The organism is Nonomuraea sp. NPDC050783, from assembly GCF_040802095.1.
Lineage (GTDB): Bacteria > Actinomycetota > Actinomycetes > Streptosporangiales > Streptosporangiaceae > Nonomuraea.
Window position 1 is genome coordinate 51,075 of the sequence record NZ_JBFAHK010000038.1, and the last position, 13,365, is coordinate 64,439.

16 protein-coding genes are annotated in these 13,365 nt (G+C 70.8%); 10 read left to right on the forward strand and 6 right to left on the reverse strand.

Annotation, left to right across the window (positions count from 1 at the left end; translation table 11 throughout):
- Nucleotides 1–2 precede the first annotated feature (2 nt).
- Entirely contained in the window at nucleotides 3–1,448 is a 1,446-nt protein-coding gene (locus AB0H75_RS47265; protein WP_367808073.1) for a serine/threonine-protein kinase, read from the forward strand.
- Between the two features lie 82 nt (nucleotides 1,449–1,530).
- Entirely contained in the window at nucleotides 1,531–3,402 is a 1,872-nt protein-coding gene (pknB, locus tag AB0H75_RS47270) for a Stk1 family PASTA domain-containing Ser/Thr kinase (RefSeq protein WP_367808075.1), read from the forward strand.
- Between the two features lie 155 nt (nucleotides 3,403–3,557).
- Here pknB and AB0H75_RS47275 read toward each other — a convergent pair whose 3' ends face one another.
- Genes AB0H75_RS47275 through AB0H75_RS47285 form a run of 3 tightly spaced genes read right to left on the reverse strand, consistent with a single transcriptional unit; the run spans nucleotide 3,558 to nucleotide 4,911 of the window.
- Entirely contained in the window at nucleotides 3,558–4,130 is a 573-nt protein-coding gene (locus tag AB0H75_RS47275) for an aminodeoxychorismate/anthranilate synthase component II (RefSeq protein ID WP_367808077.1), read from the reverse strand.
- The gene (locus AB0H75_RS47280; RefSeq protein ID WP_367808079.1) at nucleotides 4,127–4,285 is read right to left on the reverse strand and encodes a hypothetical protein; all 159 of its coding nucleotides are present in this window, start codon (nucleotides 4,283–4,285) and stop codon (nucleotides 4,127–4,129) included. Before AB0H75_RS47280 ends, AB0H75_RS47275 begins: the two co-directional genes overlap by 4 nt.
- 2 nt (nucleotides 4,286–4,287) lie before the next feature.
- Nucleotides 4,288–4,911: a class E sortase gene (locus AB0H75_RS47285; RefSeq protein ID WP_367808081.1), complete on the reverse strand. Its 624-nt coding sequence runs from the start codon at nucleotides 4,909–4,911 to the stop codon at nucleotides 4,288–4,290.
- A 145-nt stretch (nucleotides 4,912–5,056) separates the two neighbouring features.
- On the opposite strand from AB0H75_RS47285, the gene AB0H75_RS47290 reads away from it, so the two are divergent.
- Nucleotides 5,057–5,302 carry a cell division protein CrgA gene (locus tag AB0H75_RS47290; protein WP_367808083.1) on the forward strand — a complete coding sequence of 82 codons (246 nt, stop codon included), beginning with the start codon at nucleotides 5,057–5,059 and terminating at the stop codon, nucleotides 5,300–5,302.
- A 36-nt stretch (nucleotides 5,303–5,338) separates the two neighbouring features.
- Here the strand turns inward: AB0H75_RS47290 and AB0H75_RS47295 are convergent, their stop codons facing one another.
- Together AB0H75_RS47295 and AB0H75_RS47300 are read right to left on the reverse strand one after the other, a co-directional pair.
- Nucleotides 5,339–6,205, reverse strand: a complete 867-nt coding sequence (locus AB0H75_RS47295; RefSeq protein ID WP_367808085.1) for a rhomboid family intramembrane serine protease — start codon at nucleotides 6,203–6,205, stop codon at nucleotides 5,339–5,341.
- Between the two features lie 62 nt (nucleotides 6,206–6,267).
- A complete protein-coding gene (locus AB0H75_RS47300) occupies nucleotides 6,268–6,804 on the reverse strand; it encodes a peptidylprolyl isomerase (RefSeq protein ID WP_367808087.1) in 537 nt (178 codons plus the stop codon).
- A gap of 158 nt (nucleotides 6,805–6,962) precedes the next feature.
- Here AB0H75_RS47300 and AB0H75_RS47305 point away from each other — a divergent pair, with 158 nt between their 5' ends.
- The 5 genes from AB0H75_RS47305 (at nucleotide 6,963) to AB0H75_RS47325 (ending at nucleotide 10,633) form a co-directional block, all read left to right on the forward strand.
- Nucleotides 6,963–7,454 carry a hypothetical protein gene (locus tag AB0H75_RS47305; RefSeq protein ID WP_367808090.1) on the forward strand — a complete coding sequence of 164 codons (492 nt, stop codon included), beginning with the start codon at nucleotides 6,963–6,965 and terminating at the stop codon, nucleotides 7,452–7,454.
- A 94-nt stretch (nucleotides 7,455–7,548) separates the two neighbouring features.
- Nucleotides 7,549–8,625 (forward strand): hypothetical protein, encoded by a 1,077-nt coding sequence (locus AB0H75_RS47310; protein ID WP_367808092.1) that lies wholly within the window; start codon nucleotides 7,549–7,551, stop codon nucleotides 8,623–8,625.
- Nucleotides 8,626–8,747: 122 nt separating this feature from the next.
- A complete protein-coding gene (locus AB0H75_RS47315) occupies nucleotides 8,748–9,983 on the forward strand; it encodes a helix-turn-helix domain-containing protein (protein WP_367808094.1) in 1,236 nt (411 codons plus the stop codon).
- 60 nt (nucleotides 9,984–10,043) lie between these two features.
- On the forward strand, nucleotides 10,044–10,394 hold the full coding sequence (locus AB0H75_RS47320) for a hypothetical protein (protein ID WP_367808096.1): 351 nt from the start codon (nucleotides 10,044–10,046) through the stop codon (nucleotides 10,392–10,394).
- Nucleotides 10,391–10,633: a hypothetical protein gene (locus AB0H75_RS47325; protein ID WP_367808098.1), complete on the forward strand. Its 243-nt coding sequence runs from the start codon at nucleotides 10,391–10,393 to the stop codon at nucleotides 10,631–10,633. The genes AB0H75_RS47320 and AB0H75_RS47325 overlap by 4 nt, the downstream gene beginning before the upstream one ends.
- 80 nt (nucleotides 10,634–10,713) lie before the next feature.
- Here the strand turns inward: AB0H75_RS47325 and AB0H75_RS47330 are convergent, their stop codons facing one another.
- The gene (locus tag AB0H75_RS47330; RefSeq protein WP_367808100.1) at nucleotides 10,714–11,193 is read right to left on the reverse strand and encodes a hypothetical protein; all 480 of its coding nucleotides are present in this window, start codon (nucleotides 11,191–11,193) and stop codon (nucleotides 10,714–10,716) included.
- A 97-nt stretch (nucleotides 11,194–11,290) separates the two neighbouring features.
- Here AB0H75_RS47330 and AB0H75_RS47335 point away from each other — a divergent pair, with 97 nt between their 5' ends.
- Together AB0H75_RS47335 and AB0H75_RS47340 are read left to right on the forward strand one after the other, a co-directional pair.
- On the forward strand, nucleotides 11,291–11,962 hold the full coding sequence (locus tag AB0H75_RS47335; RefSeq protein WP_367808102.1) for a response regulator transcription factor: 672 nt from the start codon (nucleotides 11,291–11,293) through the stop codon (nucleotides 11,960–11,962).
- Nucleotides 11,959–13,365, forward strand: a 1,407-nt coding sequence (locus AB0H75_RS47340; RefSeq protein WP_367808104.1) for a sensor histidine kinase, incomplete at its 3' end; no start/stop codon positions are given. The genes AB0H75_RS47335 and AB0H75_RS47340, both read left to right, overlap by 4 nt.

Sequence of the window (13,365 nt, forward strand, 5' to 3'; positions counted from 1 at the left end):
CCATGCGGCTCCGTAACCGCTACCTCCTGATCTCCCGCATCGCCACCGGCGGTATGGGAGAGGTGTGGCGTGCCCGGGACGAGCTCCTGGGCCGCGAGGTGGCCGTCAAGATCCTGCGTAGTCACATCTACGTCGACCCCACCTTCCGCGAACGTTTCCGCAACGAGGCGAGGATCACCGCGTCCCTGGCCGATCCCGGCATCGCCCAGGTCTTCGACTACGGCGAGCAGAGCGAGCTGGCCTACCTCGTGATGGAGCTGGTCCACGGGGAGCCGCTGTCGGCCATCCTGGGCCGCAACGGGGCCATCGGCGCCGAGGTGACCCTCGACGTGGTGCACCAGACCGCCAGGGCGCTGCACGCGGCGCACGCGGCGGGCGTCATCCACCGTGACGTCAAGCCGGGCAACCTGCTCGTCACGCCCGAGGGCGTCATCAAGGTGACGGACTTCGGCATCGCGCGGGCGCTGGAGGCGGCGCCGGTGACGCAGACCGGCACCGTGCTCGGCACCGCCCAGTACGTCAGCCCCGAGCAGGCGCAGGGTTTCCCGCTCACGCCGGCGACCGACCTCTACTCGCTCGGCGTGGTGGCCTACGAGTGCCTGGCCGGGCGCACCCCGTTCCGTGGCGACAACCACGTGGCGATCGCGTTGCAGCACCTCAACGAGCGGCCGCCCGCGCTCGGCGTGGACGTGCCCGCGGCGGTGCGCGAGCTGGTCATGCGGCTGCTGCACAAGGATCCCGAGCGGCGGCCCGGCACCGCGCTGGAGGTGGCCGACCGGGCGTACGTGCTGCGCGAGGCCATGATGGGCGCCCACCAGGTGGCCGAGCTGAGCATGCTCACCGACCCCGGCGGCTTCCGGGTGCGCGAGCCGTCCGCCGAGGACGAGCAGGAGACCGACGACCTCGCCGCGGCCACCGCGACCGAGGAGCCGGCGGCCGGCGACCGGGAGGGGCCGGCCGGGAGCCGGGGGGGAAGCGCCGTCGGGCGGGGTGGGAGCGCCGGCGGTCGAGAGCGGGCGGGGCGGCGCCGCCGCGGCGCCCGTACGCTGGCCGCGGTCGCCGCGGCCGGCTGCGTGGCCGCGGTGGGCCTCAGCGCGATGACCCTCGCTTCCAGGCAGTCGCCCGGCACCGCCACGCCCGGCACGTCGGAGCCGACACCTCCGCCGCCGGTGCCGGCGCCGGCGCAGACGCGGCCGGGCAAGGGCAAGCCCCGGACGCACCGGCCTCCCGTCGTTCCGGTCAGGTCGTCGCGGCCGATACCCTCGCGGTCGGCTACGGTAATCAAGTCGGCTACTCCAACCAAGAAGCCGACGCCGAGACCCACCCCGACGACGCGGACGCCGACACCCACACCCACCACCCCGAAGCCCACCACAACTCCGACAACTCCGACAACGCCCGCTTCGCCGGACCCGGGGGTTACAAACCCGCCCAAGGAGGAGACGTGACGCGCCAGGGGGTCGATGATGGACACCGGCGGCCCCCGAGCAGGCCGGTACCCAAGATGAACGGTAAGGGACAGTGCAGGAAATGACTCAGCCTCGGCTACTCGGTGGTCGTTACGAGCTCGACGGTGTCGTCGGGCGCGGCGGCATGGCCGAGGTGTATCGCGCCCGAGACATCCGGCTGGACCGCATAGTCGCGATCAAGACCCTCCGCTCCGACCTCGCGCGCGACCACACCTTCCAGGCCCGTTTCCGCCGTGAGGCGCAGTCGGCGGCCTCCCTGAACCATCCCGCCGTCGTCGCGGTCTACGACACCGGCGAGGACGTCACCGACGGCACCCCGGTGCCGTACATCGTGATGGAGTACGTCGACGGCCGCACGCTGCGCGACCTGCTGCGCCAGGACCGCCGGCTGCTGCCCGAGCGGGCGATCGAGCTGGTCGACGGCATCCTGCGGGCGCTCGACTACAGCCACCGCGGCGGCATCGTGCACCGCGACATCAAGCCGGCCAACGTGATGATCACCCGTGCGGGCGACGTCAAGGTGATGGACTTCGGCATCGCCCGCGCGATGGCCGACTCGGCCGCCACGATGACGCAGACCGCCCAGGTGATCGGCACGGCCCAATACCTGTCGCCGGAGCAGGCCCGGGGTGAGCGGGTGGACGCGCGCAGCGACATCTACTCCACCGGCTGCGTGCTGTACGAGCTGCTGACGGGCCAGCCGCCGTTCACCGGCGACTCGCCGGTCGCCATCGCCTACCAGCACGTGCGCGAGGAGCCGATCCCGCCGTCGCAGATCGATCCCGAGATCCCGGCGTGGGCCGACGCCATCGTGCTCAAGGCGATGGCCAAGGACCCGGCCCAGCGCTACCAGAGCGCCGGCGAGATGCGCGCCGACATCCAGCGGGCGATGTCCGGCATGCCGACCGACGCCCAGACCATGGCGATGACCAACGGCAACTTCGCCCAGGGCACGCGCATGATGACGGCCACGCACGCCGCGACCGGGCCGGCCACGCAGCGCACCAGCGCCGTCCCGCCGTACGAGTACGGCGACGGCGAGGGCGGCAGGGCCGGCCGCCGCCGGGCCGCCGGCGGCGGTGGCGGCAACGGGCTGAAGACCGCACTGTGGATCATCATCCCGCTGCTGATCATCGGCGCGTTCGTGACGGTCGGCTACATGGTCTTCGGCCAGAACAACAACCAGACGTCCGACACCGAGGTCACGATCCCCTCGCTCGCCTCCCAGGGGCGGACGTACGCGGAGGAGCAGCTCAAGACGCTCGGGCTCACCCCCCAGGTGATCCAGGAGAACAGCTCCGACGTCGACAAGGGCAGCGTGATCAAGACCGACCCGCCGGAGAACACCAAGGTCGAGAAGGGCTCGACGGTCAAGCTCTACGTCTCCAAGGGCCCGGCCAAGAAGAAGGTGCCGGACGGCCTCATCGGCATGTCCCAGGACGACGCCATCGCGGCCCTGGACAAGGAGGGCCTGCGCGGCACCATCAAGACCAAGGTGTCGAGCAGGCAGCAGGGCACGGTCATCGACACCAAGCCCAAGCCCGGCGAGGAGATCGAGGAGGGCGGCACCGTCACCCTCTACGTGCCGAAGGAGCTGGGCGAGGTGCCCAGCGTCATCGGGCTCACGCAGCAGGACGCCAGCGCGCAGATCAAGGCGGCCGGCTTCCGGGTCAAGGTGGTGCAGCAGGCGAGCGACCAGCCGCAGGGCACGGTCATCCAGCAGAACCCCGGCGAGGGGGCCAAGCTCGCGCCCAACACCACGATCACCATCGTGGTGTCCACCGGCCCGCAGCAGCAACAGCAGCCGACCGAGCAGCCGAGCGACGAGACCCCGTCCGACGAGCCGACGGACGACACGCCGACCAGCGACAACCCGATCGACGATCAGCCGACGGACGACAACCCGATCGACGACGACCCCGGCGGCTTCTAGCCGCCGCGACGGCGAGGGCCGCTCCCCTGACGGGGGCGGCCCTCGCCGTGTGCCGCCCGGAGGCGGGAAAGGCGTCCGGAGACAAGAAACGCCCCCGCCGCTCGGGGGCAACGGCGGGGACGCTCATCTGTTAGTCGGCGGCCACGTGAGGTTCGTTACACGATTGCCCGCAGCCAATTTTCGAGCAGGGTGTAGCCGTGCTCGGACAGCACGGACTCGGGATGGAACTGGACGCCCTCGACCGGCGCCCGCCGGTGGCGCAGGCCCATGACGACCCCGTCGGCGGTGCGCGCGGTCACGTCGAGCGCCTCGGGCACCGTCCCCGGCAGCACGGCCAGCGAGTGGTAGCGGGTCATCCGCACCGGCGAGGGCAGCGTCTCGAACACGCCCTTGCCGTCGTGCAGGATGTCGCTGGTGCGGCCGTGGAACAGCTCGGGCGCGCGGGTGACGGCCGCGCCGAAGGCGACGGCGATGGCCTGGTGGCCGAGGCAGACCCCGAGCAGCGGCTGCCGGCGCGCCGCCGCGTGCCGCACCAGCGGGACGCTCACCCCGGCCGCCTCGGGCGTGCCGGGGCCGGGGCTGATGAGCACGCCGTCGAAGCCGTCGGCGTCGGCCACGCGCACCTCGTCACGCGGCCGCACGTCGCAGTCGGCGCCGAGAACGCGCAGGTACTGGACGATCGTGTGGACGAAACTGTCGTGGTTGTCCACGACCAGCACGCGGCTCATTCCCTCACCGTCACCTCGTCGAGCGTCACCAGGGGCTCCAGTAGCGGAAAGACGCCATACCAGAGTACGGCCGCCACGGCGGCGACCAGCGCGGCGGCCACCAGCAGCCGGCGCGGCAGCGGGCCGGGCAGCCTGCGCCAGAGCCAGGCGTACATGCTCACTCCTTCCTGAGCCGGGTCTCCTTGAGCACGGCGTAGACGATGAGCCGCTGGGCGGCGGAGTACTCGGGATGGCAGGTGGACAGCGTCAGGAAGGCCCGGATGGGCCGCAGGTCCGGCTTGCCGGGCACCGGGGCGAGCACGTCCACCTCATCGGGCTCGACGATGTCCTGGGACGTGACGCGGTAGGTGTAGCGGGCCTCGCGGGCGTCCACGACCACCTCGTCGCCGCGCTCCAGCTCGTCGAGCCGGTTGAACGGGGCCCCGTAGGTGGTGCGGTGGCCGGAGACCACGAAGTTGCCGACCTGGCCGGGCAGGGCGCTGCCGGGATAGTGGCCGGGGCCTTTCTTGAGCTGCTCGGCGCCGACGCCCTCGACGACGGCGTAACGGTGGCCGGGCCCCAGCTTGGGGATGCTGAGCAGGGCGACCGCCCGGCCGAGGTCCACGCCGTCCAGGCGGCCGCGGTCCCTGGCCGCCTTGGCCGCCGCCAGCTCGCGCTGGAGCAGCAGTTGCTGGCTCCGGGTGTAGGCGCCGGTCCCCCAGAGCAGGTACGCGCAGAACAGCATGAGGATGAGGCCCGCGGTGATGCTCGTCTCCCCCAGGGCCCGGAGCACAGCCCGCATCCGATCAGGGTAAACGGGGGAGAGGCGGCGGGCGGGGATCGCCAGGACGTGCGCGTGGCGACTATCCTGGGCCACACTTCAATTAGGCTAATCGCAGAGCCTGCGGACGATCCGGATGCCCCAGGCCCTCAGCAGGAGTTACCCAGTGCCCAAGTCCAAGGCTCGTAAGAAGGCGGTCTACACGCCGCCGCAGAAGTCGCAGCAGGTCAAGGTCAGCCCGCGGTGGCTGGCGCCGACGATGGTCGTCGCGTGGGTCATCGGCATCCTCTGGATCGCGGTGTACTACGTGGCGCCCAACACGCCGTTCATCCGCGACCTGCAGAACTGGAACCTGCTGATCGGGTTCGTGTTCATCATCTTCGGTGTGGTTCTCTCCACCCGCTGGCGATAGTTCTTTCCACAGTTTTTTCCACACCCTGTGGGTGCCTCACACGGCACCCGTGATGGCCGACACCCGTACCATCACCAGCACGGCCAGCAGCACCACCGCGCCGGCGATGGCCAGGACCTGCCACAGGGCCCGGTTCCTGCTGGGGGCGTGGGCCAGCGCCGCCGCCAGCAGCGAGCCGGTGATCAGGCCGCCGATGTGGCCTGTCCAGCTGATGCCCGACAGCAGGAACGTGAACACCAGGTTCAGCACGATGACCAGGCCGATGCCGCGGACGTCGATGTTGAGCCTGCGGCCGACCACGAACACCGCGCCGAACAGGCCGAAGACGGCCCCGGAGGCGCCCACGGTGGGCTGGTTGAGGGGGTCGAACCAGAGGCCGAGCACGCTGCCGCCGAGCGCGCTGAGCAGGTAGAGCGCGGTGTAGCGGACGTGGCCGAAGGCACGCTCCAGGTAGGGACCGACCGCGTAGAGGGCCCAGGAGTTGAACAGGATGTGCATCACGCCGCCGTGCAGGAAGGCCGCGGTGATGAGCCGGTAGTACTGGTCTCCGACGGCCACGCCGGCGGGCCACATCGCGAACTCCCCGGTGACGCGCTCGCCGGTGAGGTATTGGGCGCCGAAGACGAGCAGGTTGATGACCAGGATGGCGTAGGTGACGACCGGGGTGCGGACGACGCTGCCGCCGAAGGCCGAGCGGGCCTGGCGGATGCCGCGGTTGCCCTCGGCCACGCACTCCGGGCACTGGAAGCCGACCGCCGCGTCACGCATGCAGTCGGGGCAGATCGGGCGATCACAGCGCTGGCAGCGGACCCAGGTCTCCCTGTCGGGATGCCGGTAGCACGTGGGGACGTCCGCGGCCGGCTGCTCCGGCTGAGAGGGCGGGCTGGGCGGCTGGCTGGTCATGACCGAAGCCTATGACCTGTACGCGCCCGCCGCGCTCCGCCCGCCTCTCAGGAGCCGTGGGCTCAGACCTGGACGCGCTCGATGGTGACCGACTCCAGCACGACGTCCTTGGCCGGGCGGTCGCGGTGGTCGGTGGGCGTCTTGGCGATGGCGTCGACGACGTCCTGGCCCTCGACGACCTCGCCGAAGATGGAGTGCTTGCCGTTGAGGTGCGGCGTCGGCACCACCGTGATGAAGAACTGCGAGCCGTTGGTGCCCTTGCCGAAGCGGATGCCCGCGTTGGCCATGGCCAGCAGGTAGGGGCGGTTGAACCAGAGGTCCGGGTGGATCTCGTCGTCGAACTCGTAGCCGGGGCCGCCGATGCCCTGGCCCAGCGGGTCACCGCCCTGGATCATGAAGCCGGAGATGACGCGGTGGAAGATGGTGCCGTCGTAGTAGCGGCCCGTGCTCTTCTCGCCGGTGCCCGGGTGCGTCCACTCGCGGGTGCCTTCGGCCAGCTCAACGAAGTTGCGTACCGTCTTCGGCGCCTTGTTGGGAAAGAGTTCGACCTTGATGAGGCCGTGGTTGGTCTGTAGGTTCGCGATCAGCTTCTCAGCCACGAGACAGCTGCCCCCCTCTATGCACAGGGTTGGTTTTGTGGTGTTTTGAGGACTATGGCCTTAGGGCCGCCGTAGCCATCCTCCCATGAAGAGCCATGAATGGACTGCTTCACCCAGGGAAGGTCAGGCTCGGGACCCCAACGACAGGGGAGGTTGTCGTGTCCCTGACACTGAGAAAGCGCCGTGTGACGGAGATGCCCGTCACGTGGATGGGTCGTGTGAAGACCCGGGCCGTGAACACCGGCCAACGTGTGGCGCCCATGGCCGACCAGGCCAAGCTGGCCGCCACGCACCGGATCGAGGACGCCCGCTCGTGGGCTGCACCGCGGTTGATCTCCGCGGCGCACGGGATCGAGGATCAGGTCGCGCCCAAGGTCAGCTCCATGCTGACCAACGCGGCCAGGAAGATCCAGCCGACTCCGGTCCGTACGCGACGGTGGCCCGTGCTCGTCCTGATGACCGGGCTCGCGGTGGGAGCGATCGGCTACATGGCCTACCGCCGCAACGCCCAGCAGTGGACCGAGCACATGAAGGATTCCGCCTCGGATGCCTCACGCTGGGTGAACGAGAAGGCGGAGCGGGTCACGGGATCCACGGAAAGGATTGCGCCGTCCGACAAGGTGGACGAGACCTCGCGCAAGATGTCTTGACACCGTCGGGAGGAAGCGCCCCCGTGCTCCGGCACGGGGGCGCTTCTCCGTGCGCGGGTTGACGCTTATACCAAGCGCTTGCTACAACCCGGGCATGGCGCTGTCACCCCTCGACGACTACCCCGTCCACCAGGCGGCCCAGGTCATGCGGCACGTGGCCACCTCCGACCGCAACTTCTACGACCGCTACTACTTCAACTGCCACGCCGGCACCGACGAGCTCATGCTGATCGTCGGCCTCGGCCAGTACCCCAACCTGGGCGTCACCGACGCCTTCGCCCTGGCCCGCAGGGGCGGGCTGCACCGCGTGGTGCGGGCCTCGCGCGAGCTGGGCGCGGACCGGATGGACACCGGGGTCGGCCCGTTCCGGATCGAGGTCCTCGAAGGGCTCAGGCGGCTGCGCGTCGTCCTGGAGCCGAACGAGCACGGCCTCTCCTTCGACCTGCTCTGGGAGGGCACCATCCCGGCCACCCTGGAGCCCCGGCACTTCCTGCGGTGGCAGGAGCGGGTGATGTTCGACTCGGTCCGCCTCGCCCAGACCGGCCGCTGGTCCGGCCACGTCAGGATCGGCGAGGAGGAGATCCCCGTCACCCCGGACCGCTGGCTGGGCACCAGGGACCGCTCCTGGGGCATCCGCCCGGTCGGCGAGCCGGAGCCCGCCGGCATCCAGTCCAGGAACGCCGGCACCTTCTACTGGCTCTACGCCCCCATGAGCTTCGAGGACCACGCCGTCCTCTGCATCGTCCAGGAGGACGAGCGGGGCCGCCGCCTGCTGGAGGAGGCCGTCCGCGTCTGGTCCGACGGGCGCGGGGAGGAGTACCTGGGCCGCCCCGACTACCGCCCGGTCTACGCCCCCGGCACCCGCGACGTCGTCGAGGCCACGATCATCTTCACCCCGCCCGCCGGCAAGCCCTTCGACATCCGCTGCACCCCCGTGCTGCCGGTCCACCTCATGGCCGGCACCGGCTACGGCCTGGAGCAGGACTGGCGGCACGGCATGTACCAGGGGCCGGAGCCGGTGGTGCAGGGGGTGACGTACCGGCTGCCGCAGGACGCGGGCCGCATGTGGGGGCTGGTGGACGCGGTCGCCCGCTTCGAGTACGACGGCCTCGTCGGCCACGGCCTGTTCGAGTACTGGGCCCTGGGCCCGCACCCGTCGTTCGACGAGTGATCGCCCCCTGCCTGACGACGCTACGAAGTCACCATCTGTTCGCTCCGAGTAGTCACCTCGATGCCCGCCACCGCCTACGCTGGTCGGGAGGTGACAGCCGGATCCCGGAAAGGGTGGGGCCCATGACCCCCGTCGGTACGAGCATCCTGATCCTGGACCAGGCAGGCATAGGCCCCCGCATCGCCGAAGCCCGCAAACTCGCGGGGGTGACCCAGGACGGCCTGGCCCAGCGGGTCCCCTGCTCCAAGAGCCTGGTGTCGCAGGTAGAGCGGGGCAGCAAGCCCGCGACACCCTGGTTCATCGCCGCGGTGGCCAGAGCGCTGCACGTCGACGTCATGGAGCTGACCGGGCAGCCCTATCGCAGGTCCACCGGACGGGCCGACCAGGCGCATGCCGGCATCCCGGCCGTCCGCGTCGCTCTCACCTATTGGGATGCGCCGCCCGAGCTGGAAGCAGAGCCGAGAGAGCTCGGTGTGCTCCGTGACGAGGTGCGCGAGATCGCCGCCCTCCTGGACCGGATCGACTACGTCGCTCTGGGCAGGCGGCTGCCGGGGTTGATCGAGGAGTTGTCCGCCGTCCTGCACAGCAGCCAGGGCGCGCGGCGCCGGGCCGTGGCCGAGATGCTGATGCACACGTTCGTGGCGGCCAAGTCCGTCGCCTACCGTCTGGGCTATGTGGATCTAACCTCGGTCGCCGTGGACCGCGCGACGCAGGCGGCCCGTGAGACCGACGATCCTGAGTTGCTGGCCTACGCCGCCGAAGAGCGTTCCCAGGTGTTCTTCGCCTCGGCGGCCTACCGCGCGGGGCTCACCTTTCTCGACCAGGCGCACCAGAGGTTCGACCCGCTGGTCTCAGGCAGCGAGCCGGGTCTGGCCATCGCGGGCTCGATGCACCTGCGGTCCGCCATACTGGCCGCCCGCATGCATCCACGCCGAAGGGACGCCTGGGATCACCTGAACGCCGCGCACGAGTACGCGTCCCGCATCGGGCGCGACACCGACCATTACGGCCTCTCCTTCGGCCCGAGCAACGTCCGCATTCATGAGATAGCAGCGGCTATCGAGCTGGAAGACCCGGATGAGGCTTTGCGGCGGAACGAAGGTTTCGCTCCGCCTCGCACCCTTTCTCCGGAACGGTCTTCCCATCACTACATCGATCTCGCCCGCGTGCAGCTCATGGCCGGAAAGCCGGATCGCGCCCTCGACTCGCTCAGGCGCGCCGACCGGCTGTCGCCGCAGCACACGGCGTATCACCCCATGGCCCGCGAAACGGTCACCGGGCTTCTGCGGGCGCACACTCGGATCCCGGAGCCGTTGCGGTCGCTGGCACGGCGCGTACGGATGACCACAGCCACGTAGGGGGAGCGATCGCACAAGACGTGCGATTCACCGGCCGAAGGCATCCTTACCTTCGGTGACATGTCAGAAGGCAGCTTCGAATCCGGAGACGCGGCCGGGCAGGATGACGGGTTGATCTCGGCCGTACAGCTTCAGCGAGCGTTGGCCCACCTGCGCATCGCATCCGACGTTCACCATGGCCACGGTCTGGCGCTGGTGTCCGTCCGGGTCGGGCTGGTCGTCTGGTGTCACGGCGGGCGGTACTGGTGGCGATCGACATGGGATGAGGGACGCCATCGCATCGTCTACACCTGGCATCCCTCCGTCGAACCCGTTCGGGCCGCCCACCGAATCGCCCTCCGCCACGCGCAACTGCACACGTCCCGCTCACTACCGGCGTTGACCGCCGAAGCACCGGCGGAAACGGCATGAACGCCAGAATGCCGTGGCAGCAGCAAGGGTGCCGCGTCGTGATCTCCAGCATGGAACACAGCCCGATGACGACACGAGCGCTCGGACACCTGATCACCGGTTACACCGGCCGGGTCACCTGCGTCATGCGGGACGGTCGCCTTGCCTTCGTCCAACTCGATGGACCTCAGTGTGACCTGCCCCGGGGGATACGGCGCTGGACGATGCACTGGGACGATCTCACCGAGCTCGCCGAGTAACCCGATGGGCCAGGAGTGGAGGAAGTTTCGATCCTCGGTCAGGTCCCGGCCGCAGGCGAAGGTCAGCCCGGTTTCAGTGGTCATGAGGAGGTCGCGTGGGTGCGGAAGCGTTCGTGGGCGGCCTGTTTGGTGATGCCCATCGCGTCGCCGATCTCCGTCCAGGAGGCGCCGGAGGCGCGGGCGGCGGAGACCGCGCGGTCGAGCAGGGCGCGCTGCCAGGTCTCCATCTGGGCGAGCAGGGTGAGGGCGGCCAGGGGGCGGTCGGCGGCGAGACCGACGAGTTGCTCGTGCAGCAGGTTCGACTTGACGACCAGCCAGCTCGGCGGGGCCGCGGCGAGGAGGGCGGCGGCGTGGGCGCTCCACCAGCGGTACTCGGCCTCCTTCGTGCCCTCCGGGGTGGGCGGGTGGCGGCGGCGGTCGGTCCAGCCGCAGGAGCAGGCGGCCTGGTAGCCGACGAACGTCCTGGTGAAGGCGGTGGAGGTGGTGGCCGTCGAGCCGTCGGGGAGCACCGGGGCGGCGTAGCCCTCGTGGCCGGCGAGGTCGGGGATCTTCAGGGTCATGAGCGTCAAGATATCCTGACGATTACTGTTTTGTCGCGGGAAAGCGGCCGGAGGGATCTTCAGGCTGGCTTTAGGTGGGTCGGGGCACGCTGGGTTCGTGCGAGTGTTGCTGGTGGAGGACGAGGAGCGGCTGGCCGACCTCATCAAGGGTGGGCTGGCGGGCGAGGGCTTCGCGGTGGACGTGGCCCATGACGGCCGCGACGGCCTGTGGATGGCGACCGAGAACACCTACGACGTGATCGTCCTGGACGTGATGCTGCCCAGGATGAACGGGTACGCGCTCTGCTCCCGGCTGCGCGAGGCCGGCGACTGGACGCCGATCATGATGCTCACCGCCAAGGACGGCATCTACGACGAGGCCGAGGCGCTCGACAACGGCGCCGACGACTACCTGTCCAAGCCCTTCTCGTACGTGGTGCTCCTGGCCCGGCTGCGGGCCCTGGTGCGGCGCGGCGGGCGGGAGCGGCCGGTGTCGATCAGCGTGGGCGACCTGGTGCTCGACCCGGCCGGGCTGCGCTGCCGCAGGGGCGAGACGGACATCGCGCTCACGCCCAAGGAGTTCGCGGTGCTGCACGCGCTGGCGCGGCGGGCGGGCGAGGTGGTGTCCAAGAGCGACCTGCTGGCGCAGGCGTGGGACTTCTCCTACGACGGCGATCCGAACATCGTCGAGGTCTACATCAGCGCCTTGCGGAGGAAGATCGACGTGCCCTTCGGCCGGGCGACGCTCGTGACGGTCCGGGGGGCGGGGTACCGGCTGGAGGCGGCGTGATCGGCGGATGGACGGGGGCCGGGGTGGCCTCGGTGCGGGTGCGGGCGACGGCGGCGGCGACGCTGGTCGTGGCGCTCGTCCTCGGGACCGTCGCCCTGGTGCTGGTCGTGGTGCTGCGGGGCAGCCTGGTGAGCAGCGCGGACGCCGAGGCGGCGCGCAAGGCCGTGGCGGCGGTGCCGTACGTCGAGAGCCTGCGGCTCGCCTCCGCCGGACAGCCCGAACAGCCCGGGCAGCACGGGCAGCCCGAACAGCCCGGGCAGTCCGAACAGCCGAAGGGCGTCAAGGGCGGCAAGGGCGGCATGGTACAGCTGCGCGACGGGCGGACGGCTCCCGTCACGGACCCCGACCTCGTGCTGACCGCGGGCAAGGAGGGGCCCGTGGAGTGGGCCGCGCCCGGCGAGTACGCCATCGCCGGCGCGAAGGTGAGCACCGTGACCGGCCCCGCCACGCTGTGGTCGCGCGTCTCGCTGGAGGGCGTGGAGCAGGCGCTGCGCACGCTGTACGGCACGCTGCTGCCCGGCGTGCCCGCGGTGCTGCTCGTGGTGGCGGCCATGACCTGGCTCGCGGTGGGCCGCGCGCTGGCCCCGGTGGCCGCGATCCGCGCCAAGGTCGCCCACATCACCGCCCGCGACCTGCACCAGCGCGTGCCCGTACCGCGCTCGAAGGACGAGATCGCGGCGCTGGCGACCACCGTCAACAGCACCCTCGACCGGCTGGAGACGGCGGTGGAGCGGCACAAGCGGTTCGTCGCGGACGCGGCGCACGAGCTGCGCAGCCCCATCGCCACCCTGCGGGCCCGGCTGGAGCTGGCCGCGCCCACCGACCTGACGAGGGAGGCGCTGGCCGACGTGGAGCGGCTGCAGTCCCTGGCCGCCGACCTGCTCATGCTGGCCAAGCTGGACGCGGGCGAGCCCCTGCGCGCCACCGAGCTGGACCTCGGCCAGGTGGCGGCCGAGGAGGCGCTGCGGGCCGGGCGGCGGCCCGGGGTGCGGGTGGAGCTGGACGTCGAGCCGGACGTGGTGCTGAAGGGCTCGCGCGCCCACCTCGACCGGCTGGTCACGAACCTGGTGGACAACGCCGTCCGGCACGCCGCCTCGACCGTGCGGGTACGGGTGCGCGCCGAGGGTGACGAGGCGGTACTGGAGGTGCTGGACGACGGGCCGGGGATACCGTTCGAGCAGTGGGAGGCGGTGTTCGGCCGCTTCACCCGGCTGGACGGGGCTCGGGCCAGGGACGCGGGCGGCGCGGGCCTCGGCCTGCCCATCGCCAGGGACATCGCCACCCTGCACCAGGGGACGCTGGTCTACGCGGGCGGCGGGTTCGTGGCGCGCTTCCCCGCGGGCCCGCCGGCGGGCCTTCTGCTGGGCCAGGTACAACGGCGCGTAGGAGGCGTCGACGCCGAG